This window comes from Hydrogenophaga pseudoflava NBRC 102511 (assembly GCF_001592285.1).
GTDB lineage: Bacteria > Pseudomonadota > Gammaproteobacteria > Burkholderiales > Burkholderiaceae_C > Hydrogenophaga > Hydrogenophaga pseudoflava.
In genome coordinates this window covers 63,763-86,867 of the sequence record NZ_BCWQ01000009.1, presented here as the reverse complement: position 1 = coordinate 86,867, position 23,105 = coordinate 63,763, and the positions used below count along the sequence as shown (strand labels likewise).

Genomic DNA, 23,105 nt, shown 5'->3' with positions numbered 1-23,105 from the left:
CCAGCGGACGGCAGACGGATTTCCGACCCCCGGCCTTCAGACGCAGGTCCTTCAGGCCCAGTGCGCCTTGAAGTCCTGCGCGTACTGCTCGAAGCGGATCGGCGCGCGCCCGGTGATGCGCTGCACGCCGTCGGTGGTGCGCTCGGCAAATCCGGCCTTGAAGGCGCCCAGGATCACCAGCAGGAACTCGGCGTAGTCGGCCGGCAGGCCCGCGCCCAGCAGGCCCTGGCGCATCGCGTCTTCCGGGATGTCGGTGTAGCCGATGGTCCGGCCCGCCGCTTTGGACAGGATGGCCGCCACCTGGTTGTGGTCCAGCGCTTCGCTGCCGGTGAGGTCGTGCGCGGCGTTGACGAACTCGTCCGACGACAGCAGCTTCGCGGCCACGGCGGCGATGTCGCGCGTGTCGATGAAGCTGCCCTTGGCGGCGCCCACCGGCAGGAAAATCTGGCCCTGGGTCTGGATGCCGTGCAGCCAGAAGGTGTGGAAGTTCTGCATGAACCAGTTGGGGCGGATCACGTTCCAGGCCAGGCCCGAACGCTCCAGGTGCAGCTCGGCACGGCGCAGCGGAATGCTGTCGTCGGCATTCGCACCCATCGCAGACAGCAGCAGCACCTTGCGCACGCCGGCGGCCTTGGCCGCGTCGATGGCGGGGATCAGCAGCTCGTGCTGGTTGGCGTAGCCGGGCGGCGCCATCAGGAACAGCTGGTCGACGCCGGCCAGCGCGGCCGCCAGGCCTTCGCCGGTGGCGAGGTTGACCTGCACCTCGCCGGGTTGGGAGGGCACGCGGCTGGTGGCGCGGCGCACGGTCTGGCCCTGGGCCGACAGCAGGTCAACGAGGGTGGTACCGATCTGGCCGCTGGCGCCGGTCACGAGGGTGGTGGTCATCAAAAATCTCCTGTGTGTGTTGCGAAGGCCTCCAGTGTGTTTCCGATGAACCTGAACTGGAATGCATGAAATTCCAACATTCATGTCTGATCGTCCATAAAATAAGGCTCCATGGACATACTCTCAGACATCCTCCATGTCGCCGGGTTGCGGCGGCGCCTGCTCGACCTGCACGGGCTCACGCCCGAGGCGGCGCTGCGTTTTCCCTGCGAACGCAGCTTCGGCCTGCACGCGGTCACGCGCGGCCGCGCCTTCGTGCACGCACCCAATCTCGACGGGCCGCTGGAGCTGCAGGCCGGTGACCTGGTGCTGATGGCGCGCGGCTGCGTGCACCTGCTCTCGCTGGACCGCGAGCCGCCCGCCCGCAGCACCACGGTGCCGATCGCGCGCTTCGTGGGCAGCGACCTGGCCGAGAGCGACCATGACCGCTTGCACGACAGCCCGCCCGCCCGCGACCCGGCCGCGCCCACCCAGGTCATCAGCGCCGCCTACCAGCTCTGGCACGACCCGCTGCACCCCTTCCTGCGCAGCCTGCCGCCCTGGTTTGTGGTGCGCGGCCACAGCCTGCCCCAGCTGTCGGCGGTGCCGCTGACGCTGGGCCTGCTGGACCGCGAGCTGGGCGACCAGGCGCTGGGCGCGACCTCGGCCACCCACGGACTGCTGGACGCGCTGTTCGCCTTCGCGCTGCGCGAGATCGCCGCCCGCGAGAACCCCGGCGTGCCGGGCTGGCACCACGCCATCGCCGACCGGCCGATCCGCCAGGTGCTCACCCTGATGCACGGCAACCTGGGCCACGGCTGGACGCTGGACGAGCTGGGCCAGCAGGTGGGCCTGTCGCGCTCGGCGCTGGCCGAGCGCTTTCGCAGCGCCATGGGCGACACGCCGCTGAACCACCTGCGCACGCTGCGCATGCAGAAGGCCATGCAGCTGCTGGCCGAGACACGGCAGACGCTGGAGCAGGTGGCGCAGGCCGTGGGCTACCAGGACGCGTTCGGCTTTTCCAAGGTGTTCAAGCGCACCACTGGCCAGTCGCCGCGCCAGTTCCGGGAGCGGGACACGGCCGACCGGCAGACCGAGTGGCGCATCCAGGAGGCCTCCTGAACACTCGGCGGCGGAGCGTGGGGGCTACAACCCGTAGGGGTACAGTGTCGGCCTTTGCGCCCAGGCGCTGTTCCGCCCCCACGCCCTCCACACCATGACCCTGCCCCGCTGCCCGAAATGCCAGTCCGAGTTCACCTACGAGGATGGTGCGCTCTACATCTGCCCCGAATGTGCCCATGAGTGGAACAAGGCCGGCGGTGACGAACCCGCAGAAGAAGCCAGGGTCTGGAAGGACGCGTTCGGCAATCTGCTGGCCGACGGCGACAGCGTGACCCTGGTCAAGGACCTCAAGCTCAAGGGTTCGTCGGCCGTCATCAAGGTCGGCACCAAGGTCAAGAACATCCGCCTGGTCGAGGGCGACCACGACATCGACTGCAAGATCGAGGGCTTCGGCGCGATGCAGCTCAAGTCCGAGTTCGTCAAGAAGAGCTGAGTCGCTGTTCGTGGGCAAGATCGTCGTCTACTGCCAGCCTGGTGCGAAGCAGACGCAGTGCGTCGGCCTGCACGACGGCAAACCCAAGATCCAGCTCAAGGCGCCGCCGGTCGATGGCGCGGCCAACAAGGCGCTGATCGGCTTTCTCGCCGAGGTGTTCGGCGTGCCCAAGTCGGCCATCAGCATCGAGCTCGGCGCGTCGGGCCGCACCAAGCGGGTCGAGGTGGCCGGCGTGGACGACGCCGAACTCAACCGCCGGCTGCTCGCGGCGGCATGAACGCGGTGCTGCCCGGCCGGCCGGGCAGCGATAGCTGCGCTTCGGTGGGCGCGGTCTGCGCCAGCAGCTGGCCTTTGCGCCACACCTTCAGACGCGTCGCGCGCAGGCGGATCGCCTCCACCGGGTCGCGCGCCTGCAGCAGCACGAAGCTCGCGTCCCGGCCCTTCTCGATGCCATAACCCGCCAGCCCCATCACCTGCGCCGCGTTCACCGTCACCGCGTCGAAGCACTGGCGCATGGCGGCCTGGCTGGTCATCTGCGCCACGTGCAGGCCCATGTGCGCCACCTCCAGCATGTCGCCGCTGCCCAGCGAATACCAGGGGTCCATCACGCAGTCGTGGCCGAAGGCCACCGTCACCCCGGCGGCGATCAGCTCGGGCACGCGGGTCATGCCGCGGCGCTTCGGGTACGTGTCGTGGCGCCCCTGCAGGGTGATGTTGATGAGCGGGTTGGCCACCGCGCTCACACCGACCTCGGCGATCAGCGGGATCAGCTTGCTCACGTAATAGTTGTCCATGCTGTGCATGGAGGTGAGGTGCGAGCCATTGACCCGGCCCTGCAGGCCCAGGCGCTGCGTCTCGCACGCCAGCGTCTCGATGTGGCGCGAGAGCGGGTCGTCGCTCTCGTCGCAGTGCATGTCCACCGGCAGGCAGCGCTCCGCAGCGAGTTCGCACAGCAGCTTCACGCTTTGCGCCCCCTGTTCAGAAGTGCGCTCGAAGTGCGGGATGCCGCCGACCACGTCCACGCCCAGATTCAGGGCGCGCGTCAGGTTGTCCAGCCCGCCCTTGGTGCGCAGCACACCGTCCTGCGGGAAGGCGACCAGCTGCAGGTCCAGGTAGGGCGCGACGCGCGTCTTCACTTCGAGCATCGCCCGCACCGGCAACAGGCTGGGGTCGCTGGTGTCCACATGGCTGCGGATGGCCAGCAGGCCTTTGGCCACCGCCCAGTCGCAGTAAGCCAGCGCGCGCTCGACCAGCGCCTCTTCGGTCAGCAGCGGCTTGAGCTCGCCCCAGAGCGCGATGCCTTCGAGCAGGGTGCCGCTCTGGTTCACGCGCGGCAGGCCATGGCTCAGCGTCGCGTCCATGTGGAAATGCGGGTCGCAGAACGGCGGGCTCAGCAGCTGGCCGGCGGCGTCCACGGTCTCGTGCGCGGGCGCCTGCAGGCCTTCGGTCACCGCCGCGATGCGGCCGTCCTGCACCGCGACCGACATGTCGGTGCGTCCGTCGGGCAGGGTGGCGTGGGTGATCAGCAGGTCGAGCATGGCAATGTCCGTCCGGCCGTTGGCGGCCTGGCGTTCATGGCGTCACGAGCACGGCCCGAAGCCGCTCGGCATACCCGCGCAGCACCTCGGCGCCCGGCTCCTTGCGCGGCCAGCTCAGGGCGATGCCATCGCCGCCATGGCGCGGCACCACGTGCAGGTGGAAATGGAACACGGTCTGGTCGCCTTCGCGGCCATTGGCCTGCAGCAGGGTGAGGCCCGGCGGATCGAACACCGCCTGAACGGCCCGCGCCACGCGCTGCGCCGTCTGCATCACGGCGGCCGCTTCTTCGGCGGTGATGTCCAGCAGCGTCGCGGCGTGGCGACGGGTCGCCACCAGCACATGGCCGGGATTGACCTGGCCCAGGTCCATGAAGGCGATGGTCAGCGCGTCTTCGTACACCTTGGCCGAAGGAATGTCGCCACTGACCAGCCGGCAAAAAATGCACTGGCCGGGCGGCGAGGTGTCGATGAACATGGGCATGTACAGGCTCCTCAAGGGTCGCAGTCATGGTAGCAGCCGGACCCTCGGCGCCGTGCTCACTGCGTGCCGAAGATGCGGTCGCCCGCGTCGCCCAGGCCCGGCAGGATGTAGCCGTGATCGTTGAGCTGGCGGTCGATGGCCGCGGTGTAGATGGGCACGTCCGGGTGGGCTTTCTCCATCGCGGCCAGGCCTTCCGGGCAGGTCAGCAGGCAGACGAACTTGATGGACTTCGGGTTGCATTCCTTGAGGCGGTCGATGGCGGCGATGGCGGAGTGGCCGGTGGCCAGCATCGGGTCCACCACGATGGCGTCGCGCTCGTGCATCTCGGGCGGCATCTTGAAGTAATACTCCACCGCGGTCAGGGTCTTGGGGTCGCGGTACAGGCCGATGTGGCCCACGCGCGCACCCGGCACCACGCTGAGCATGCCGTCCAGGATGCCGTTGCCCGCGCGCAGGATGGACACGAAGACCAGCTTCTTGCCGTCGATGACCTGACCCGTCATGGTCTCCAGCGGCGTTTCCACCACCAGGTCCTGCATGGGCATGTCGCGCGTGACCTCGTAGGTCATGAGCATGGACAGCTCGTTGAGCAGGCGACGGAAGCTGTTGGTGCTGGCGGTCTTGCTGCGCATGAGCGTGAGCTTGTGCTGCACCAGCGGGTGGTTCACGACGTGGACGTTGCTCATGGTGGAGGCCTTTGTTGTGGTGATGGAAAGAAAGGGTCAGAAAACCGTGCCGTCGCTGACGATGTTCAGCGGCGGCAGCCCACCGCGCTGGCGCTGCGCGAGCAGGCGGCCGGCGGCCCAGGTGCCGCCTTCGAGCACGCAGGCCAGGGGCATCTGCTGCTCGCTCAGATCCAGCTCGGCGCGCACCAGCGGCGCCAGTTCGTCCAGCAGCGCCACGGTGAGCGCGCGCCATTCGACGATGAAGGTATCGCCCGCCTGCCAGTCGCGCGTGGCCCAGTCGGGCGGCAGCGGGCGCAGCACGCCAGCGTCGATCAGCAGGCCGCCGTTGCGGTATTCGGGCAGCCCCGTCAGGGCATCCAGACCGGTCACGCGAACGCCCGCCCATTCAAAGGGTTCGAGCAGCGAGTAGGTCAGCCACTGAGACAGTTTGTGGAAGGGCATCCAGCCCGCGGTCAGCCCTTCGCCCACCACGGCCGGGTGGCGCCAGCAGTCGCCCAGCGGTTCGCCATCGATGGTGTTCTGCGCTGGCCAGATGCCGGACAGCGTGTCCAGCAGCAGCACCAGGATGTCGTGCGCCGCCACCGCGCCACCGCCCTGCGCGGTCAGTGCATCGAACAGGCCACCGGGCCGGCCCTGGGCACCGAACACCGCCGGCTGCGCGGCCAGCGCCTCGCCCAGCCGGCGCAACAGCGCGGCGCGCCCCTCCAGTCCCACCAGCGGGTTGCCACCGCCCACCTGGAAGGCGGTGGCCAGCCGGTCGGCCGTCACGGCGCTCAGACCGGCCGCGTCCACCCGCAGCGGCCGCTGCGGGTCGCTGGAGAACAGGCCGGCCAGGAAGGCATGGAAGCTCGCCACGCCCAGGCCTTCGGAGCGCGCGAAGCGCTGGCCGCTGGCGGCTTCCCGGTACGACCAGTCGGCGCCCGCGCCCGCGTCCAGCAGCACGCTCACCACCACCAGATCGATCTGCGCACGCGCCCGCGTGGCCGCGTCCACGTCGCCCAGCGCGGCGTCCAGCAGGGCACGCCGGTCCACGCCACCGGCCTCGAAATGGCGCCAGCGGCTGTGGTACGGGATGCGGCCGTCGGGGTAGCGCTCGCGCGTGAGTTGGGCCACGGTGCGCGCAGCGCCGGCCAGCGCAGTGCCGCTCACCACAAAGTACTCGGAGGCGCCTTCACGCGCGCGGGCCAGCAGCTGGCGCGCGCGGGTGCGGACGGCCGTCGTCGACCGCAGCAGGCGGGCGGCGCTCATGCCCCCAGTCCCCGGCCCTTGGCCTTCTTCAGCTCCTCGGCGTCGGGCACCACACCCGGCGTGAAGTAGCCGGCCGCCATCTTGGCGTCCATCTCCACGCGCGCGTCGGCGGGGATCAGCTCGTCCGGGATGTTGACGCGCTCGCCCACCTCGATGCCCGAGCCGGTGATGGCGTCGTACTTCATGTTGCTCATCGACACCAGCCGGTGGATCTTGGTGATGCCCAGCCAGTGCAGCACGTCGGGCATGAGCTCCTGGAAGCGCATGTCCTGCACGCCGGCCACGCACTCGGTGCGCGCGAAGTACTGGTCGGCCGTGTCGCCGCCCACCTGGCGCTTGCGCGCGTTGTACACGAGGAACTTGGTCACCTCGCCCAGCGCCCGGCCCTCCTTGCGCGAATAGGCCACCAGGCCCACGCCGCCGCGCTGCGCGCCCTGGATGCATTCTTCGATGGCGTGCGTCAGGTAAGGCCGGCAGGTGCAGATGTCGGAGCCGAACACATCCGATCCATTGCACTCGTCGTGCACGCGCGCGGTCAGCGTGACGGCGGGATTGGCCAGGTCGCGTGGGTGGCCGAAGATGTAGAGCGTCTGCCCGCCAATCGGCGGCAGGAAGACTTCGAGGTCGGAGCGCGTGACCAGCTCCGGGTACATGCCGCCGGTTTCTTCGAACAGCACGCGGCGCAAATCCGCCTCGCTGCAGCCGAAGCGCTTCGCCACGCCCGGCAGGTACCACACCGGCTCGACCGCCACCTTGGTCACCACTGCCGCACCGCCCGCGGTCAGCAGCTGGCCATCCGGCTTCAGACGCCCCTTCTGCACGGCGTCGATCACTTCGGGCAGCAGCACATGGGCCTTGGTCACGGCAATGGTCGGGCGGATGTCGTAGCCCGCGGCCAGCTCCTGCGCGTACACGTCGGCCACCTCGGCGCCCCAGGGGTCCAGGCTGACGATCTTGGTCGGATCGGCCCACTGCGGGTAGGGGCCGATCACGTCGGTGGGCGCGGTGTTGGTCAGGTCGGCCTTGTGCTCGCGCTTGAGCGCGCCGGCCGCCACCGCCAGCGCACGGTAGACGCTGTAGCTGCCGCTGTGCGTGCCGATGACGTTGCGGTGCGCGCGGTTGGTGGTGGTGCCCACCACCGGGCCGCGCTCGCGCGCCGTGGCCGCGCCCCAGACGATCGGCAGGGCACCGAAACCGCCCGAGTGCGAGGTGAGCCGGATGTGGCGCGGGTGCGGCGTCTGGGCCGAGGCCGGGGCCTCGCCGGAAGGCTGGGAAGCGTCTGCGGACATGGACAGGTCCTGTGGTGAAAGCCCGTGGCGGGCGAACCGGCGGCAGCGGCGGGTGGCCGCTGCCGACACCCGTTTCCGTTGTAGCAAGGCCGATGCCAGCCGTCCACCCGGCGGCCCTCCGTACAATCCCGGCCCTCCCCCTCTTTCTGGCCACTTTCATGCACTACGCCGTCTCCCACCACAAGCTCAAGCTCATCCTCAGCGGCGCCGGCCTCAAGTCCGGCGACGCGGCCGGCATCGACCAGCTCTTTGGCGGCAAGGACGGCTACTACTGGTTCGGCACCCTGCGCGACATGTGCCCCGAGGGCAAGACCCTGACCTGGGACAACCAGTACGCGCTGGTCGCGGCCATCCAGGCGCACGAAGACGCCAGCGCGGCCGAGGACGAGATGCCGCCCGAGAAGCCGACGCCGGCCCACATCGCGGCCATCTGCAAACTGCTCGCGATCTGACCATGAGCACGCCGACCGCACCGCTCCAGGTCGCCGTGCTCGGTGCCGGTGCCGTCGGCTGCTTCTACGGCGGCATGCTCGCGCGCGCCGGCCACCGCGTCACGCTCATCGGCCGGCCGCAGCACGTGCAGGTGTTCGAGGCGCAAGGCCTGCGCATGCAGACCCTGGCCTTCGACGAGACGGTGAAGCTGCACGCCAGCACCGAGGCATCGGCGGTGGCCGGCGCCGACCTGGTGCTGTTCGCGGTCAAGTCGCCCGACACGGAAACGGCGGGCGCGCAGATGCGCGAGCACCTGAAGCCCGGTGCCCTGGTGCTGTGCCTGCAGAACGGCGTGGACAACGCCGAACGCCTGCGCGCCGTGCTGACGGGCGTGCAGGTGGCCGCCGCCGTGGTCTATGTGGCCACCGAGATGGCCGGCCCCGGCCACCTGCGCCACCACGGGCGCGGCGAACTGGTCATCGAACCGTCACCGGCCAGCGAACGGGTGGCACAGGCGCTGGCCGCCGCAGGCGTGCCCACCGAGATCAGCGACAACGTGCGCGGCGCGCTCTGGGCCAAGCTCATCCTCAACTGCGCCTACAACGCCCTCTCGGCCGTGGGGCGCATCGCCTATGGCGAACTGGTGCAGCAGCCCGGGGTGAAGGACACCATGCGCGACGTGGTGGCCGAGTGCCGCGCGGTGGCCGCAGCCGACGGCGTGACCTTGCCCGGCGACGTGGACGCCGCCGTGCGCCGCATCGCCGGGACCATGCCCAGCCAGTATTCGTCCACCGCGCAGGACCTGATGCGCGGCAAGCCCAGCGAGATCGACCACCTCAACGGCCACGTCGTGCGCCGCGGCGAGGCCCTGGGCGTGCCCACCCCCGCCAACCGCGTGCTGTGGGCGGTGGTGAAACTGGTGGAAGCCGCCACGCTCCGCTGACGACAGCCATCGCGCACCGTCAATTCTGACAAGGGCATCCGGGGAGCGCCGGGCAGGATCTTGTACAACGGCCCCTCCCGGGTTACAAGCCCTTCTCCGATCACCGCGGCGGAGCCTCCGCCCTCACCGCATCAACGTGTCTTCTGGTCTGCGCAACAGTCTTCGGCTGCAGCTGGTGCTGCTCATCGGTGGCCTGGCCGTGGCCGGCGCGGTGGGCTATGTGCTGCTCACCACGCACCTGGTGCGGCAGCAGATCGAAGCCGACCAGTTCCGGCTGCAGCGCATCCTGGTCACCCGCATGGCCTCGCAGCTCGACCAGGACATGCACGCGCGCACCACCGAGCTGCGCTTCATTGCCAGCCTTGAGCGCCTGCGCGACCCGCAACGGGCCGCGCAGGACAAGCAGGCCCTGCTCCTGACCAAGAAAGCCATCTATCCCTTCTACGCCTGGATCGGCATCACCGACACGCAGGGCCGCATTCTGGCCAGCACAGAACCGCGCATCAACGGCGCGGATGTGTCGCAGCGCTCGTGGTTCATCGGCGGCCGGCAGCGCCTGCACCAGGAAGACATCCACGACGCCGTGCTGCTGGGCAAGCTGCTGCCCCCGCCCGAGCTGGACGAGCTGCCGCTGCGGCTGATGGACATTTCGCTGCCCCTGCTCGACCGCCAGGGACACTTCATCGGCGTGCTCGCCACCCACCTCAGCCTGGACTGGGCCTACCAGGTGCGCCACCAGCTGCTGGACCAGCTGGACGTGCCAGGGCTGGAGATGCTGCTGGTCAACCGGGACGGCGAAGTCATCGTGGGCAGCCCCACGCTGCCCGCCCGCGACGCGACCAACCTGTCGTCGCTCACGGTGTTCACCGGTTCGAAGGCGGGCCGTGTGGGCACCGCGATCGAAACCTGGCCCGACGGCCGGCGCTACCTCACGGCCGCCGCGCCGGCCCTGGGCACGCACCCCTACCCCGGCCTGGGCTGGACGGTGCTGGTGCGGCTGGACGAAGCGACCGCCTTCGCCGACGCCCGGCGCATGGGCTGGCGCGCGCTGGCCGTGGGCCTGGTGTCGGCGCTGATGTTCTCCTGGATCACCTGGTGGGCCATGGGCCGCAAGCTGCGCCCCATGGAGCGCCTGAGCCAGGCCGTGGCCGACCTCGACGTGAACCGCCCGCTGGTGAGCCTGCCGGAGGTGGCGGGCAGCGGTGAGGTCGCCGTGTTTGCCCGCTCCATGGCCCGCCTGGTGAACGCACTGGGCGAAAGCCGCGAGCGCTTCCAGATGCTGTTCGACCATGCGCCGGTGGCGATGGCCTTTGTGGCTGCGGACGGCCAGGTGCTGCTGCTCAATGCCCGCTTCACACAGCTGCTCGGCTACGACATCCGCCACGTGCCCCATGTTGACCAGTGGTTCGTGCAGGCCTTCCCGGAGGGGCCGGCCCGGGAAGCGGCCCGCGAACGCTGGCGGAACGCGTTGCCACACGTTGGCAAGACGCCCATGGCGCTGCCCACCGCCGAATACGAGCTGCGCTGCTATGACGGCAGCACCTGCATCGCCGAATCCGGCGGCATTGCCCTGCCCGACGGCATGCTCGTGTCGTTCCAGGACCTGACCGAACGCCGCAGGGCCGAGGCCGGCCTGCGCCTGTGGGCCGAGGCCTTTGAGCACAGCGAGGTCGGACTGCTGATCTCCGATGTGCGAACCGAAACCCTCATCGCCGCCAACCCCACCTTCGCGCAGCAGCGGGGCTACACCGCCCGGGAGCTGACCGGCCTGCCGGTCGCCAGCCTGTACCCCGAGCGCGCCCTGCCCGGCCTGAGGGCCGCTCTGGAGCAGGCGTATGTGAACGACCACATGGTCTTCGAAACCGAGCACATCACACGCGACGGCCGCATCTTCCCGGTGCTGATCGACCTCACGGTGCTGCGCGACGCCGACGGCCGCCCCGTGCGCCGCGTGTCTTACGTGCAGGACCTGACCGAGCGTGAGCGTGCGGCACAGGAGATCCGCCGCCTCAACGCCGAGCTGGAGCAGCGCGTCATCGAACGCACCGCCGAGCTCAGCGCGGCCAACCGGGAGCTCAACGCCTTCGCCGCCGCCGTCACCCACGACCTGCGCGCGCCCCTGCGAACGATCAACGGCTTCGTGCAGATCCTGATGGACGAATTTGCGGGCCTGCTGGGGGACGAGGGGCGCCAGCACCTGCTGCGCATCCAGGATGGCACGCGCCGCATGGGCGAACTCATCGAGGGCCTGCTGGCCCTCTCGCACCACACCAACAAGCCGCTGGACCGCACCCGCGTCGACCTGTCGACCATCGCCACGCGGCGCCTGGCCGAGCTGGCCGCGGCCGAACCGGCGCGCCAGGTGGTGGTGGAGGTGGAACCCGGCCTCGTGGCCGACTGCGACGCGGCCCTGGCCGAGGCCCTGCTGGTCAACCTGCTGGACAACGCCTGGAAGTACAGCGCCCGGACACCCCAGGCGCACATCCGCTTCTGCAGGGACACGGTCGATGGCCTGAGCGGCTTCTGTGTGTGCGACAACGGCGCTGGCTTCGACATGGCCAAGGCCGGCCACCTGTTCGAACCCTTCCAGCGCCTGCACCACCCCAGCGAATTCCAGGGCACCGGGGTGGGCCTGGCCACGGTGCGCCGCATCGTGGACCGGCACGGCGGCCGCATCACGGTGCAGGCGGCGCCCGGCCAGGGCGCGCGCTTCTGCTTCACGCTGCGCGCCGAGGCCTGACCACACGGTCAGCCCCGGCTCCCGTCCTCAGGGCTTCTGCGTGCCCACCACCTCGATCTCCACGCGGCGGTTCTGGGCGCGGCCCTCGCGGGTCTGGTTGGACGCCACCGGCTGCGACTCGCCGCGGCCTTCGGTCTTGATCTGCTCGCTCGGCACGCCCTTGCTCACCAGGTAGGCCTTGACCGCGCCGACGCGGCGCACCGACAGCGACTGGTTGTAGGCCTCGGTGCCGGTGGCGTCGGTGTGGCCCACGGCGATGATGGTTTCGACGTTCACCTTCGAGAGCTCGGCCACCAGGCCGTCGAGCGCGGCCTTGCCGGCCGGCTTGAGCACCGCCTTGTCAAAATCGAACAGGGTCTCGGCCTGCAAGGTCATCGCCTGCACCGGGGCTGGCGCAGGCGCGGGGGCTGGTGCGGGAGCTGGCACAGGCACCGGTGCCGGGACAGGCGCCTGCGCCACGGGGGCGGGCGGAGGCGGCGGCTTGATGGCGCCGTCGCAGTCGGGGTGGGCGGTGGCCGGCGTCCAGTTGCTGTTGCGCCAGCACAGCTCGTTCGTGCCGTTGCGCCAGGCGAGCGAGCCGTCGCCATTGGTCCAGTTGTCGACCGTCTGGGCACCGGCGGCAGAGGCCAGGCTGACCGTGGCGGCCAGCAGCAGCGTGCGGGGGAGGTTGCGCTTGTTCATGGGTGGTTCCTTTTCTCGAAGCTCCAGGGGAGCGTGGTTGGAAGGACTCTGGCGGGTCGGTCCTCTTCCCTGCCGAGTGAACCCATTCTGGTTTTCGGCTCCCTCCGGCCGCATCGGAAGGCGCCGCATGCGCGTGTAGGACAACACGCCATGGCCGCCCCCACGGCCCCCCGCACATTCACCACCTTTGCTCAGGGCAGCGTCGTCGCCAGGTGCGTGTACAGCGGAATGCCCAGCAGCAGGTTGAGCGGGAAGGTAAGCCCCAGCGACAGGCCGAAGTACAGCGACGGGTTGGCCTCCGGTATCGCGTAACGCACCACCGCCGGCACCGCGATGTAGGACGCGCTGGCCGCCAGTGTCATCAGCAGCGCGGTGTCGCCCGCGGGCAGGCCGGCGGTGCGCGCCAGGGCCCAGGCCAGCGAGGCGTGCAGCAGCGGCGCCAGCACGCCATAGGCCAGCAGCACCGGCGAGCGCCCGCGCAGGCCCGGCAGGTTGCGCGCGGCCATCAGGCCCATGTCGAGCAGGAAGAAGGCCAGCATGCCCTTGAACAGATCGCCCGAGAACGGTTGCATGGCCTCGCGCCCGGCCTCGCCTGTCAGGATGCCCACGACCATGGCACCGATCAGCAGCAGCTGCGAACCGTCGGTGAAGGATTCGTGCAGCAGCTTGCGCCAGTCGGTGGACACGCCGCCCCCGGGAGGCCCGCCCAGCACCGCCGCACCGCCGCCCAGCACGACTCCGGCCGGCGCCGTCTGCTGCTGGCGCAGGCGGTTGGCCATCAGCACCGCGAGCACGATGGCGGGCGACTCCATCAGCGCCATGGCCGCGGCCATGTGCCCGCCGTAGGGCAGGCCGAGCTTGTCGAGGTGGCCGGTGGCGGTGATGAAGGTCACCGCGCTGACCGAGCCGTAGGTGGCGGCCAGCGCCGCCGCGTCAAAGCCCGAGACCCAGCGCCGCAGCAGCGTGTAGCCGATCAGCGGCACCACCACCGCCAGCACCACGGCGATGCCCAGCCCCGCCACCACCTGCGCATTCAGGCCCGAGGCCGCAAGCGCGAACCCACCCTTGAGGCCGAGCGCCATGAGCAGGTACATCGAGAGAAATCGGGAAATGGCCGGCGGGATTTCCAGGTTCGAGCGGACCAGGCCGGCCAGCACGCCGACCACAAAAAACAGGATGGCCGGATCGACCAGGTTGTGCAGGTTCATGAGACGTTCCTTGGTTGGGCGCGGATTGTGGCGACCGGAATGCATTCAGTAAAATCGATTTTTGTGCGACACAACATAGATAAAAATCTATGAACATCACCTTCCGCCAGATGCGCCTGTTCCTGGCGCTGGCCGACACCGGCAGCGTCAGCGCCGCCGCACGCGCCCTGCACGTGACGCAGCCGACCGCGTCCATGCAGTTGCGCGAAGTCACCGAGTCCATCGGCCTGCCGCTGTACGAGGTGATCGGCCGCAAGGTCTTTCTCACCGAGGCCGGCCGCGAGCTGGCGCAGACTGCGCGAGCCATCGCCGGCGAATGGGAACGTTTCGGCCAGCAGGTCAGCGCCATGAAGGGCCTGACCCGCGGGCGCCTGAGCGTGGCCGTGGTCAGCACCGCCAAGTACTTCGTGCCGCGCCTGCTTGGTGGCTTCTGCGAACAGCACCCGAGCATCGACATCGCGCTGGAGGTGCTCAACCGCGACGGTGTGGTGCAGCGCCTGCGCGAGAACCGCGACGACCTCTACGTCATGTCCCAGCCACCGGCCGACATCGACCTGCAGGACCAGGTGTTCCTGGACAACCCGCTGCACCTGATCGCGCCCGCCAGCCACCCGCTCGCGCAGCGCCAGCGCGTGGCGCTGCCGTCGCTGGCGGGTGAACGTTTCATCCTGCGCGAACGCGGCTCGGGCACCCGGCTGGCGACCGAGCGGCACTTCGCCGCGGCCGGCTTCGCACCCGTGCTCACGCTGGAGCTGGGCAGCAACGAGGCGCTGAAGGAAGCCGTGGCCGGCCACCTGGGCGTGGGCATCGTCTCGCGCCACGCGCTCAAGGCCGAGGAGATCGGCCGCGACCTGGTGCTGCTGCCGGTCAGTGGGTTTCCGATCCGCTCACAGTGGCACTTGGTGCACCCGCGCGCCAAGCAGCTGTCGCCCATCGCGCAGGTGTTCCGTGAGCACCTGCTGGGGAGCGCGGCGCAGTGGGCGGTCGGCCTGGAGAAGACTCAGGCCGGCAGGAAACGCTGACGCAGGACACGGTGCAACACCTTGCCGGTGGCGGTTCGAGGCATCTCGGTTTCATCCACGAAAACGATGCGCGACGGGCACTTGAAGCCCGCCAGCTTCTCGCGGCACCAGTCGCGCAGCACCGCCTCGGTCGCCTCCGCCCCCTGGTGCAGCACCACCACCGCCAGCGGCGTCTCGCCCCACTTGTCGTGTGGTACGCCCACCACCGCCACGTCGCGCACCGCGGGGTGCTGGCCGATCACGGCCTCCACCTCCGACGGGTACACGTTCTCGCCGCCGCTGATGATCATGTTGCTCTTGCGGTCCACCAGCCAGATGTAGCCCTGCTCGTCGCGCCGCGCCATGTCGCCCACCGAACACCAGTGGCCGTCCATCGCCTCGGCGGTCTTCTCGGGGTTGCGCCAGTAGCCGTCGAACACATAGGCGGTGCGCGAGAACAGCTCGCCCACCTCGCCGTCCGGCACCTCGTTGCGCTCGTGGTCGAGCAGCCGGATAGCCCCGCTGCCCGCCCATTCGCGCCCCACCGAACCGAGCTTGCTCAGTTGCTCGTCGGGCCGCAGCAGCGTGACCCAGCCGGCCTCGGTCGAGCCGTACAGCTCGTAGAGCTTGCCGTTGGGAAACAGCTTCATGATCCCGCGCTTGGTCTCGGGCCGCGCCGGGGCCGAGGAGATCATCAGCTTGCCCACGGCGCTCAGGTCGCAGCCCTTCTTCACCGCGTCGGGCAGCGCCATCATCATGATGTAGTGCGTGGGCACCAGCGAGGTGAAGGTCACGCGGTCCTGTGCCAGGGTTTTCAGCACCGCTTCGGCGTCGAAGCTGGGCCGGTCGTCGATCACGATGGTCGCGCCCAGGTGCACGAAGGTGGTGCCGAAGTACAGCGAGTTGGCGTGGCACAGCGGCATGACCAGCAGGGCCGTGTCGTCGCGGGTGAAGCCCATCTCCAGCGCCGTGGCCAGCGCGATCAGCGTGCTGCCGGCGTGGGCGCGGATCGCGCCCTTGGGCCGGCCGGTGGTGCCCGAGGTGTACATGAGTGCGCACATGTCCTCCGGCGCCACCACGGGGAATGCCACGTCGGTGCGCGCGCCGGACAGCAGCGCCTCGTAAGCCGCCCAGCCCGCCGGGGCCGCGTCGCCCAGCACCACGTAGCGGTCGGCTGGCACCGACAGATCGGCCCGGATGCCGTCCAGCGTGGCGCAGAAGTTGGGGCCCGCGATCACCGCACCCACCTCAGCGTGGTCCAGGATGTAGGCCATCTCCGGCCCGGTCAGGCGGAAGTTCAGCGGCACCACCACCAGCCCGGCGCGCGCCATGCCGGCGTACATCTCCATCCACTCCAGCCGGTTGTGCGCGATCACGCCCACCCGGTCGCCCGGGGCCAGGCCCAGCCCCAGCAGGCCGGCCGCCAGCCGCGAGGCGCGCGCGTCCCATTCGGCATAGGTCAGGCGGCGCGACGAGTCGCGCACCGCGAGCTTGTGCGGGGTGAGCCGGGCGTGCGTGGCCACGGCGTCGGCGATGGTGAGCAAAGGGCCCATGGGCTGTCTCCTGGGTGATGGCGTGGGTGCGACCCGGTCGGATCGGGACTTGATTTGTTTGAACTCTGAATTCAGAATTCAATTTCGTCAATCCCCCCGGAGACCAACATGGCCCCACCCCCGATCGGCGAGCAGTTCGCCGCCGCCGTCGTCGCACGGTTCCTCAAGGCGCGTGGCGTGCGCCGCGTCTACGCCCTCTGCGGCGGGCACATCATGCCGATCTGGATGCGGCTGGACGCCGAGGGCATCCGCATCGTGGACGTGCGCGACGAACGCGCCGCCGTCTACATGGCGCACGCCGAGGCGCAGCTGACCGGCACCCTAGGCGTGGCCCTGGTCACGGCCGGGCCGGGCGTCACCAACGCCATGACCGGCATCGCCAACGCCCACGTCGCCAAGGCCCCGGTGCTGGTGCTCTCGGGCCTGCCGCCCGCGCCGCAGGAAAACCGCGGCGCGCTGCAGGACATCGTGCACACCGAACTGGTGCGCAGCCTCACCCGCTACGCGCGCACCGTGCGCCACCCCGACCTGGTGCCGCAGGAACTGGCCGAAGCCGCGGCCCGTGCGCTGGGCGAAGCGGGTGAGCCCGGCCCGGTCTACCTCGACTTCCCCATCGACACCCTGCGCGCCGACGTCGCCGTGCCGATGCAACTGCCCGAAGTGTTCGCGCCCCCCGCCGCCCTGCCCGCGCCGCCCCACCCGCAGGCGGTGCAGGCGGCGGTGGACCTGCTGTGGTCGGCCAGGCGCCCGCTGTTCATCAGCGGCCGCGGGGCGCGCGGTGCCGGCCCCGCCCTGTGTGCCCTGCTCGACCGGCTGGGTGCGGCCTACCTCGACACCGGCGAGAGCAAGGGCCTGGTGCCCGACGACCACCCCAGCGTGGTCGCGGCCATGCGCGGCTCGGTCATGGGCCAGGCGGACCTGGTGGTCACCGTCGGCCGCCGGCTCGACTTCCAGCTCGCCTTCGGGTCCCCTGCGGTCTTCGGCGACGCCCAGTTCCTGCGCATTGCCGACACCGCCGCCGAGCTGCGCGACAACCGGCGCGGCGCAGTCGAGGTGCTGGCCGACTGCGGGCTGGCGCTGCAGGCCATCGTGGACGCCGCGCCCGCCACCGCACCCGCCAGCGACGGTGCCTGGCTGGCCGGCCTGCGCGAGCAGCACCGCCAGCGCTCGACCAAGCTGGAGCAGTCCATGAAGGAGGCGCCCAGCGGCCGCGACGGCCGCCTGCACCCCAACCGCGTGCTGGCCGCGCTGCGCGAGGCGCTGCCGGCCGATGCCATCGTGGTGGCCGACGGCGGCGACTTCCTCTCGTTCGCGCGCGTCGGCCTGCCCGCCAGCACCTATCTGGACCCGGGCTCGCTGGGCTGCATCGGCGTCGGCACACCCTTCGGCATCGCAGCCAGCCTGGCCTGCCCGGGCCGCACCGTGGTGGTGGCCACCGGCGACGGCGCCTTCGGCTTCAACGCCATGGAGATCGACACCGCCGTGCGGCAGAAGGCGCCGGTGCTCATCGTCGTGGCCAACAACGGGTCCTGGGCCATCGAGGTGCGCGACCAGCAGGAGACGCACGGCAAGGTGGTCGGCACCCACCTGCAGTTCGCCGACCACGCCACCATGGCGCGCGCCTTCCACATGCACGGGGAACGGGTGGAGAAGGCCGAGGACCTGGACGGCGCGATCGCCCGCGCCCTGGCCGAGTTGCGCGCCGGCCGCCCGGCCTTGCTGGACGTCGTGGTCACGCCCGAAGCGGCGTCGTCGGACGCCAAGAGTGGCCTGGCCTGGGTGCCCGACCTGCAGGCGCTGGGCGCCTGGGACGAGGCCGAACGGCGCTGGCGCGCAGGGGCCGGATAGCCAGGCGTCCGGCGACCACTACCATTGGGCCCATGAAGCCGCTGCAGTCCGCGCCCAGCCTGGTCGAACAGGTCCACCGTTCGATCCTCTCCAGCATTGCCTCGGGCCAGCTGCGCCATGGCGAGCGCGTCATCCAGGAGCAGCTGGCGCACCAGCTCGGCATTTCGCGCCAGCCGGTGCAGCAGGCGCTGACCCTGCTGCGCAAGGAGGGTGTGCTGATCGACGCACCCGGCCGCGGCCTGCAGGTGGCGCCGCTGGACCTGGACCACGTGCGGCACATGTACGAGGTGCGCGCCGTCATCGAAGGCCTGGCCTTCCGGAACGCCGCCGAGCGCAACGCCAGGGCAGCGGCCGAGCGGGGCCCGGCACTGATCCGGGCCGGCCGCCAGGCGGTGGCCAGCGGGTCCTACACCGAGATGATCGCGGCCGACATGGCCTTCCACGACGTCATCTACTCGCTCTCGGGCAACCCCCTCGTGGCGCCCTCCATGCAGACCCACTGGACCCAGACCCAGCGCGTGATGGGCGAGGTGCTGATGCGCGACGACAAGCCGCGCGACATCTGGGACCAGCACGAAGCCCTGCTGGCCGCGGTGGCGACCGGTGACGGCGACACCGCCGAACGTCTGGCGCGCCGGCACATTCTGGACGCCGCCGATTTCATGATCGACCGGCTGCAGCAGGAAGCGGGCTGAAGCCGCAGAGCCTCAGCCTCCGCTCGCGCCCATCCGCCCCACTGCGTCCAGCCAGCGCTGCACCCGGCCCGGCTTGGGGTGGCTGGCCGGCGCGAACAGCGTGAAGCGCGCGGGCCGCAAACCGACGAAGTGCAGGATCTGCCCGCGCAGCTGCCAGACCAGCGCGTTGCGGTAGAGCAGGCGCAGGAACAGCGACGGCGTGTCGGACGTCACCACCACCCGCGCGCTGCGCCCCGTCAGCAGCGGCCGGGGCATGCCGGTCCAGCTCGGGTTGCGCGTGTCGAAGGCCTGGCCCGGCAGCAGCGAGCGGTCGAACAGGCCCTTGAGTCGGGCCGGCAGGCCGCCCCACCACATCGGCGTGAACAGCACGAAGTGGCCGCACCACGCCAGGTCGTCCTGGAACTTCTGCAGCGATGGCTCCAGCGGCTTGGTGGTCCCGTAGCCCGCCAGACCGAAGTCGGCGTCGAAGTCCAGGTCGTGCAGGTGGACGACCCGCAGCTCGTGCCCGGCCTCGCGCGCCGCGTCGGCGTAGCGCTGCGCGAGCGAGCGGCAGAGGGAGGCCGGCGCCGGATGGCCGTCGAGAACCAGGATGCGGGTCATGGGTGATCTCCTTTGAAAATGACCATGGTCAAATTCAAGCACAACTATTGACCGTGGTCAATTTAAATTTGACTGTGGTCAACACCTGCGGCACAGTGCCGCCATGCGCAAAGCCGTCCAGCAGAGAACCCTTGAAACGCGGGCCCGCCTCACCGAGGTTGCCCAGGCCCTGGTGACCGAAAAAGGCTTCGAGGCCTTGCGGATCGACGAGGTCGTGCAGCGCGCCGGGGTGGCCAAGGGCACCTTCTTCGCCCACTTCAACGACAAGGACGAACTGATGGACCTGCTCATCGGCGAGCGCATCAACGCCCAGCTCGACCGCATGGCAGCCGCCGCCCCGCCCCGCAACGCCGAACAGCTGGCCCGGCGCCTGATGCCGCTGCTGGAGCTGATGGCGTCGGAGCGTTATGTGTTCGACGTGATCCTGCGCCGCTCGGGCGCCGCGGCGATGGAAGAGATCGGCCCCATCGCCACCACCTTCGAGCGCATGGGCCAGGTCTGGGGCCCCTGGCTGGCGACCGGCGATTTCCGCCGGGACGTGCCGGTCGAGCTGCTGGTCGAGGGGCTGCAAGCCCTGGTGGTGCAGACCCTGGCGCTGCACTTCTGCGCCCTGCACCAGCACAAGCCCATGAAGGACCGGCTGCTGCCCTACCTGCGGGCCTGGCTCGGCCCCTTCAGCGCAGGACCGGCGCCGATGCCGCTCTGAGTGGTTCATCCTGTTTTATCTGTTTCAGATAATTATCCGAATCCACTAATATCCGGCAATGAGCACCGACAGCCTCTTCCACCGCGACCTCTACGCCGGCCAGATGGCCGAGCAGCTGCTCAACCCCGGCCCGCTGGACGAAAGCACCCGCTCGGGCGTGTTCCTCTCGGGCATCCGCCGGGTGGGCAAGACCACCTTCCTGCGCCAGGACCTGATCCCCGCGCTGGAGTCCCGCGGCGCGCTGGTGATCTACGTGGACCTCTGGGCCGACCCGGCCAAGAGTCCGTCGGCCCTGGTGCACGAGGCGGTGCGCCAGACCCTGCTGCAGCTGCAGACACCGGGCTCGGCCCTGCTCAAGCGGCTGCGGGGCCTGCGCCTGGGCGCGGCCGGGCTGAGCCTGGACATCGAGCTGGACCGCCTCGGCGAGCCTGGCGGCAGCACGCTGGCCCAGGCCTTCGAGGCCCTGGTCGCGAAGACCAAAACCAATGTCGTGCTGATCATCGACGAGGTGCAGCAGACCCTGGGCACCGAGGAGGGCCAGGCCCTGCTGCACGCGCTCAAGGCCGCGCGCGACGCCGTCAACGCCAAGCCCGGCACGCCGGGCCGCTTCCTGTTCATCGGCACCGGCTCGCACAAGTCGCTGCTGGCCGAGATGACGACCCGGCGCGCGCAGCCCTTCGCGGGGGCGCTCTCGGCGTCCTACCAGGTGCTCGGCAGGGACTTCGTGCAGTGGCAGCTGGACCGCCTCGCGTCGGCGCCCGGCCTCACCCTGCCCAGCCTGGACGCCGCCTGGGAAGGCTTCCAGACCCTGGGCCACCGGCCGGAGGAGCTGCTCAAGGCCCTGCGCCAGCTGCAGCAGGTGGGCGGCACCGACCCCGACACCGCCTGGCACATCGTCTGCGCCACCCTGGCCGGCGCCGCGGCCGACGCCGACCTCAAGGCCTTCGATGACCTGGGCGAACTCGGCAAGGCGGTGTTCGAGCGCATCGCCGCGGGTGGCGAACAGGGCATCTCGGGCCTGTTCGGTGCCGAGTCGCTGACCTTCTACGGCGAGCGCATCGGCAGCGCGGTGGACGCCTCCCAGGTGCAGAAGGTCGTCGACAAGATGGTCGGCGCCCAGCTCATCATCCGGCCCAGCCACGGCGTCTACACCATCGCCGACCCCTTCGTGCGCAAGGTCTGGCGGGAGAAGCAGGCGCTGCTGGCGCCGCCCCCCGGCCCGCGCTGAACCGGGGGTGCCGGGGCTTCAGAGGTGGATGCCGCCCGAGGCCTCGATGCGCTGGCCATTGACCCAGCCCAGCCCGTCCGACAGCAGCGCCGCCATCACCGGGCCGATGTCGTCCGGCCGGCCCACGCGACCCAGCGCGGTCTGCCCGGCGATCAGGGCATTGAGCTGCGCGTTGTCGCGCACCGCACCGCCACCGAAGTCGGTCTCGATCGCCCCCGGTGCCACCGTGTTGACCGTGATGCGGCGCGGCCCCAGCTCCAGCGCCAGGTAGCGCGTCAGCACCTCGACGCCGCCCTTCATGACCGCGTAGGCGGCATAGCCCGGCAGCGAGAAGCGCGCCAGCCCGGAGGACACGTTGAGGATGCGGCCCCCGTCGGCGATCAGCGGCAGCAGCGCTTGCGTGAGGAAGAAGCTGCCCTTGAGGTGCACGCGCAGCATCTTGTCGAACTGCGCCTCGGTTGTTTCGGCGAACGATGCGTGCACCCCGCTGCCGGCGTTGTTGAGCAGGGCGTCGAAGGTCTCGCGCTGCCAGTGGGTCCGCAGGGCGGTGCGCAACGCGTCGGCGAAGGCGGCAAAACCGTTGCTGTCGCCCAGGTCCAGCGGCAGCGCCACCGCGGTCGCCCCGCGCACCTGCAGCTCGGAAACCAAGGTCTGCGCGTCGGCCGCGCCCTGGCGGTAGGTGACGATCAGGTCGAAACCACGGGTGGCCAGCTGCAGGGCGGCGTTGCGGCCGAGGCCGCGGCTGCCCCCGGTGACGAGGGCGATGGGTCGGGTGGTCATGTCGGTGTCCTTTCAAGGCTGGGGTGGTACAGGGCCCGCAGTCTATTGATCGACATGGATTGAATAAACCAGATCAATCTGTCTAGACTGTGCAGAAATCCAGACCAATCGAACCGATCCATGCACCTCACCGAATCGCTGCGCATCTTTGCCCGCGTGGCCGAACTGGCCAGCTTCAGCGCCGCCGCCGAGCAGCTGGGCCTGCCACGCACCAGCGTGTCGGCCGCCGTGCGCGAGGCCGAGGCCGAACTGGGAACGCGCCTGCTGCACCGGACCACGCGGCGCGTGCAGCTCACGCAGGACGGTCAGGTGGTCTATGAACGGGCGCTGGACCTGCTGGCCGACGTCGACGAGCTGCGTGGCCTGTTCCAGGCCGAGCCCGCCGCGCTGCGCGGGCGCCTGCGCGTGGACATGCCGCAGACCCTGGCGCGCGAACTGGTCATTCCCGCGCTGCCGCGCTTCATGGCCGAGCACCCGGCGCTGGAGATCGAGCTCTCGTCGGTGGACCGCCGCGTGGACCTGGTGCGCGAGGGCTTCGACTGCGTGCTGCGCGTCGGCCACCTGGCCGACTCCAGCCTGATCGCCCGGCCGCTGGGCGCCTACCGCATGGTCAACCTGGCCAGCCCCGCCTACCTCCAGGCCCACGGCAGGCCCCGCAAGCTGGCCGACCTGGGCCGGCACCGCCTGGTGCACTACGTGCCCACACTGGGCAACAAGGCCGACGGCTTTGAACATGTGGACGCCGACGGCACGGTGCACACCCTGGCCATGGACGGCGCGCTCACCGTCAACACCACCGCCGCCTACGAAGCCGCCGCCCTGGCCGGCCTGGGCATCGTCCAGGTGCCGGAGGCCGGGATGCGCCCCCACCTGCAGGCCGGGCGGCTGGTGGAGGTGCTGCCGAAGTGGCGCGCCGCGCCCCTGCCAGTCTCCATCGTCTACGCCCACCGGCGCCACCTGCCACAGCGCGTGCAGGTGTTCATGCACTGGCTGGCGGCGCTCATCACCCCCCGCCTGCAGGGCTGACCG

Annotated in this window: 23 protein-coding genes; 12 read left to right on the top strand and 11 right to left on the bottom strand. The window is 70.3% G+C overall.

Annotation, left to right across the window (positions count from 1 at the left end; translation table 11 throughout):
• Positions 1–51: 51 nt before the first annotated feature.
• Positions 52–885, bottom strand: a complete 834-nt coding sequence (locus HPS01S_RS12465) for an SDR family oxidoreductase (RefSeq protein WP_066156331.1) — start codon at positions 883–885, stop codon at positions 52–54.
• A gap of 111 nt (positions 886–996) precedes the next feature.
• On the opposite strand from HPS01S_RS12465, the gene HPS01S_RS12460 reads away from it, so the two are divergent.
• The 3 genes from HPS01S_RS12460 to HPS01S_RS12450 all read left to right on the top strand — a co-directional run bounded on the left by HPS01S_RS12460 (position 997) and on the right by HPS01S_RS12450 (position 2,696).
• On the top strand, positions 997–1,986 hold the full coding sequence (locus tag HPS01S_RS12460) for a helix-turn-helix transcriptional regulator (protein ID WP_084397343.1): 990 nt from the start codon (positions 997–999) through the stop codon (positions 1,984–1,986).
• A gap of 94 nt (positions 1,987–2,080) precedes the next feature.
• The gene (locus tag HPS01S_RS12455; RefSeq protein ID WP_066156324.1) at positions 2,081–2,419 is read left to right on the top strand and encodes a zinc ribbon domain-containing protein YjdM; all 339 of its coding nucleotides are present in this window, start codon (positions 2,081–2,083) and stop codon (positions 2,417–2,419) included.
• Between the two features lie 10 nt (positions 2,420–2,429).
• Positions 2,430–2,696, top strand: a complete 267-nt coding sequence (locus HPS01S_RS12450; protein ID WP_066156320.1) for a DUF167 domain-containing protein — start codon at positions 2,430–2,432, stop codon at positions 2,694–2,696.
• Here the strand turns inward: HPS01S_RS12450 and HPS01S_RS12445 are convergent.
• Genes HPS01S_RS12445 through HPS01S_RS12425 form a run of 5 tightly spaced genes read right to left on the bottom strand, consistent with a single transcriptional unit; the run spans position 2,668 to position 7,661 of the window.
• Entirely contained in the window at positions 2,668–3,957 is a 1,290-nt protein-coding gene (locus HPS01S_RS12445) for an amidohydrolase family protein (protein WP_066156318.1), read from the bottom strand. The two genes, HPS01S_RS12450 and HPS01S_RS12445, sit on opposite strands and share 29 nt — an antisense overlap.
• A gap of 34 nt (positions 3,958–3,991) precedes the next feature.
• Positions 3,992–4,438 carry an HIT family protein gene (locus HPS01S_RS12440; protein ID WP_066156315.1) on the bottom strand — a complete coding sequence of 149 codons (447 nt, stop codon included), beginning with the start codon at positions 4,436–4,438 and terminating at the stop codon, positions 3,992–3,994.
• Positions 4,439–4,494: 56 nt separating this feature from the next.
• Positions 4,495–5,124: a uracil phosphoribosyltransferase gene (gene upp / locus HPS01S_RS12435; protein ID WP_066156312.1), complete on the bottom strand. Its 630-nt coding sequence runs from the start codon at positions 5,122–5,124 to the stop codon at positions 4,495–4,497.
• Between the two features lie 36 nt (positions 5,125–5,160).
• Positions 5,161–6,372 carry a URC4/urg3 family protein gene (locus tag HPS01S_RS12430; protein WP_066156309.1) on the bottom strand — a complete coding sequence of 404 codons (1,212 nt, stop codon included), beginning with the start codon at positions 6,370–6,372 and terminating at the stop codon, positions 5,161–5,163.
• Positions 6,369–7,661 (bottom strand): GTP cyclohydrolase II, encoded by a 1,293-nt coding sequence (locus tag HPS01S_RS12425; RefSeq protein ID WP_066156307.1) that lies wholly within the window; start codon positions 7,659–7,661, stop codon positions 6,369–6,371. The genes HPS01S_RS12430 and HPS01S_RS12425 overlap by 4 nt, the downstream gene beginning before the upstream one ends.
• A 158-nt stretch (positions 7,662–7,819) precedes the next feature.
• Between HPS01S_RS12425 and HPS01S_RS12420 the strand changes: the two genes are divergently transcribed.
• The 3 genes from HPS01S_RS12420 (at position 7,820) to HPS01S_RS12410 (ending at position 11,776) form a co-directional block, all read left to right on the top strand.
• The gene (locus HPS01S_RS12420) at positions 7,820–8,113 is read left to right on the top strand and encodes a hypothetical protein (protein ID WP_066156304.1); all 294 of its coding nucleotides are present in this window, start codon (positions 7,820–7,822) and stop codon (positions 8,111–8,113) included.
• 2 nt (positions 8,114–8,115) lie between these two features.
• Positions 8,116–9,036 (top strand): ketopantoate reductase family protein, encoded by a 921-nt coding sequence (locus HPS01S_RS12415; RefSeq protein ID WP_066156303.1) that lies wholly within the window; start codon positions 8,116–8,118, stop codon positions 9,034–9,036.
• Between the two features lie 136 nt (positions 9,037–9,172).
• Positions 9,173–11,776 carry a sensor histidine kinase gene (locus HPS01S_RS12410; RefSeq protein ID WP_066156301.1) on the top strand — a complete coding sequence of 868 codons (2,604 nt, stop codon included), beginning with the start codon at positions 9,173–9,175 and terminating at the stop codon, positions 11,774–11,776.
• Positions 11,777–11,803: 27 nt separating this feature from the next.
• Here HPS01S_RS12410 and ompA read toward each other — a convergent pair whose 3' ends face one another.
• Both ompA and HPS01S_RS12400 read right to left on the bottom strand, forming a co-directional pair.
• Entirely contained in the window at positions 11,804–12,457 is a 654-nt protein-coding gene (ompA, locus tag HPS01S_RS12405) for an outer membrane protein OmpA (protein ID WP_066156300.1), read from the bottom strand.
• Positions 12,458–12,648: 191 nt separating this feature from the next.
• A complete protein-coding gene (locus HPS01S_RS12400) occupies positions 12,649–13,659 on the bottom strand; it encodes a sodium-dependent bicarbonate transport family permease (protein WP_066156634.1) in 1,011 nt (336 codons plus the stop codon).
• Positions 13,660–13,754: 95 nt separating this feature from the next.
• Here HPS01S_RS12400 and HPS01S_RS12395 point away from each other — a divergent pair, with 95 nt between their 5' ends.
• Positions 13,755–14,687, top strand: coding sequence for a LysR family transcriptional regulator (locus tag HPS01S_RS12395; protein ID WP_066156297.1), 933 nt, complete (start codon positions 13,755–13,757; stop codon positions 14,685–14,687).
• Here HPS01S_RS12395 and HPS01S_RS12390 read toward each other — a convergent pair.
• Positions 14,666–16,219: a class I adenylate-forming enzyme family protein gene (locus tag HPS01S_RS12390; RefSeq protein ID WP_066156295.1), complete on the bottom strand. Its 1,554-nt coding sequence runs from the start codon at positions 16,217–16,219 to the stop codon at positions 14,666–14,668. The two genes, HPS01S_RS12395 and HPS01S_RS12390, sit on opposite strands and share 22 nt — an antisense overlap.
• A 108-nt stretch (positions 16,220–16,327) precedes the next feature.
• Here HPS01S_RS12390 and HPS01S_RS12385 point away from each other — a divergent pair, with 108 nt between their 5' ends.
• Together HPS01S_RS12385 and HPS01S_RS12380 are read left to right on the top strand one after the other, a co-directional pair.
• On the top strand, positions 16,328–18,067 hold the full coding sequence (locus HPS01S_RS12385) for a 2-hydroxyacyl-CoA lyase (protein ID WP_066156290.1): 1,740 nt from the start codon (positions 16,328–16,330) through the stop codon (positions 18,065–18,067).
• A 32-nt stretch (positions 18,068–18,099) separates the two neighbouring features.
• Positions 18,100–18,762 carry a GntR family transcriptional regulator gene (locus HPS01S_RS12380; RefSeq protein ID WP_066156286.1) on the top strand — a complete coding sequence of 221 codons (663 nt, stop codon included), beginning with the start codon at positions 18,100–18,102 and terminating at the stop codon, positions 18,760–18,762.
• A 12-nt stretch (positions 18,763–18,774) separates the two neighbouring features.
• On the opposite strand, the gene HPS01S_RS12375 is transcribed toward HPS01S_RS12380, so the two are convergent.
• The gene (locus tag HPS01S_RS12375) at positions 18,775–19,362 is read right to left on the bottom strand and encodes an NAD(P)H-dependent oxidoreductase (protein WP_066156284.1); all 588 of its coding nucleotides are present in this window, start codon (positions 19,360–19,362) and stop codon (positions 18,775–18,777) included.
• A 103-nt stretch (positions 19,363–19,465) separates the two neighbouring features.
• Here HPS01S_RS12375 and HPS01S_RS12370 point away from each other — a divergent pair, with 103 nt between their 5' ends.
• Positions 19,466–20,068 carry a TetR/AcrR family transcriptional regulator gene (locus tag HPS01S_RS12370; RefSeq protein ID WP_066156280.1) on the top strand — a complete coding sequence of 201 codons (603 nt, stop codon included), beginning with the start codon at positions 19,466–19,468 and terminating at the stop codon, positions 20,066–20,068.
• Between the two features lie 58 nt (positions 20,069–20,126).
• Positions 20,127–21,296: an AAA family ATPase gene (locus tag HPS01S_RS12365; RefSeq protein WP_066156276.1), complete on the top strand. Its 1,170-nt coding sequence runs from the start codon at positions 20,127–20,129 to the stop codon at positions 21,294–21,296.
• 18 nt (positions 21,297–21,314) lie between these two features.
• Here the strand turns inward: HPS01S_RS12365 and HPS01S_RS12360 are convergent, their stop codons facing one another.
• Positions 21,315–22,076 carry an SDR family NAD(P)-dependent oxidoreductase gene (locus tag HPS01S_RS12360; protein ID WP_066156274.1) on the bottom strand — a complete coding sequence of 254 codons (762 nt, stop codon included), beginning with the start codon at positions 22,074–22,076 and terminating at the stop codon, positions 21,315–21,317.
• Positions 22,077–22,196: 120 nt separating this feature from the next.
• On the opposite strand from HPS01S_RS12360, the gene HPS01S_RS12355 reads away from it, so the two are divergent.
• A complete protein-coding gene (locus tag HPS01S_RS12355) occupies positions 22,197–23,102 on the top strand; it encodes a LysR family transcriptional regulator (protein WP_066156271.1) in 906 nt (301 codons plus the stop codon).
• Positions 23,103–23,105 lie beyond the last annotated feature (3 nt).

What these genes read in the sequence shown, in the direction of transcription:
- HPS01S_RS12465 (WP_066156331.1), bottom strand. Translation starts at nt 885, where the DNA reads ATGACCACCACCCTCGTGACCGGCGCCAGCGGCCAGATCGGTACCACC.
- HPS01S_RS12460 (WP_084397343.1), top strand. Translation starts at nt 997, where the DNA reads ATGGACATACTCTCAGACATCCTCCATGTCGCCGGGTTGCGGCGGCGC.
- HPS01S_RS12455 (WP_066156324.1), top strand. Translation starts at nt 2,081, where the DNA reads ATGACCCTGCCCCGCTGCCCGAAATGCCAGTCCGAGTTCACCTACGAG.
- HPS01S_RS12445 (WP_066156318.1), bottom strand. Translation starts at nt 3,957, where the DNA reads ATGCTCGACCTGCTGATCACCCACGCCACCCTGCCCGACGGACGCACC.
- HPS01S_RS12440 (WP_066156315.1), bottom strand. Translation starts at nt 4,438, where the DNA reads ATGCCCATGTTCATCGACACCTCGCCGCCCGGCCAGTGCATTTTTTGC.
- upp (WP_066156312.1), bottom strand. Translation starts at nt 5,124, where the DNA reads ATGAGCAACGTCCACGTCGTGAACCACCCGCTGGTGCAGCACAAGCTC.
- HPS01S_RS12430 (WP_066156309.1), bottom strand. Translation starts at nt 6,372, where the DNA reads ATGAGCGCCGCCCGCCTGCTGCGGTCGACGACGGCCGTCCGCACCCGC.
- HPS01S_RS12425 (WP_066156307.1), bottom strand. Translation starts at nt 7,661, where the DNA reads ATGTCCGCAGACGCTTCCCAGCCTTCCGGCGAGGCCCCGGCCTCGGCC.
- HPS01S_RS12420 (WP_066156304.1), top strand. Translation starts at nt 7,820, where the DNA reads ATGCACTACGCCGTCTCCCACCACAAGCTCAAGCTCATCCTCAGCGGC.
- HPS01S_RS12415 (WP_066156303.1), top strand. Translation starts at nt 8,116, where the DNA reads ATGAGCACGCCGACCGCACCGCTCCAGGTCGCCGTGCTCGGTGCCGGT.
- ompA (WP_066156300.1), bottom strand. Translation starts at nt 12,457, where the DNA reads ATGAACAAGCGCAACCTCCCCCGCACGCTGCTGCTGGCCGCCACGGTC.
- HPS01S_RS12395 (WP_066156297.1), top strand. Translation starts at nt 13,755, where the DNA reads ATGAACATCACCTTCCGCCAGATGCGCCTGTTCCTGGCGCTGGCCGAC.
- HPS01S_RS12390 (WP_066156295.1), bottom strand. Translation starts at nt 16,219, where the DNA reads ATGGGCCCTTTGCTCACCATCGCCGACGCCGTGGCCACGCACGCCCGG.
- HPS01S_RS12385 (WP_066156290.1), top strand. Translation starts at nt 16,328, where the DNA reads ATGGCCCCACCCCCGATCGGCGAGCAGTTCGCCGCCGCCGTCGTCGCA.
- HPS01S_RS12380 (WP_066156286.1), top strand. Translation starts at nt 18,100, where the DNA reads ATGAAGCCGCTGCAGTCCGCGCCCAGCCTGGTCGAACAGGTCCACCGT.
- HPS01S_RS12375 (WP_066156284.1), bottom strand. Translation starts at nt 19,362, where the DNA reads ATGACCCGCATCCTGGTTCTCGACGGCCATCCGGCGCCGGCCTCCCTC.
- HPS01S_RS12370 (WP_066156280.1), top strand. Translation starts at nt 19,466, where the DNA reads ATGCGCAAAGCCGTCCAGCAGAGAACCCTTGAAACGCGGGCCCGCCTC.
- HPS01S_RS12365 (WP_066156276.1), top strand. Translation starts at nt 20,127, where the DNA reads ATGAGCACCGACAGCCTCTTCCACCGCGACCTCTACGCCGGCCAGATG.
- HPS01S_RS12360 (WP_066156274.1), bottom strand. Translation starts at nt 22,076, where the DNA reads ATGACCACCCGACCCATCGCCCTCGTCACCGGGGGCAGCCGCGGCCTC.
- HPS01S_RS12355 (WP_066156271.1), top strand. Translation starts at nt 22,197, where the DNA reads ATGCACCTCACCGAATCGCTGCGCATCTTTGCCCGCGTGGCCGAACTG.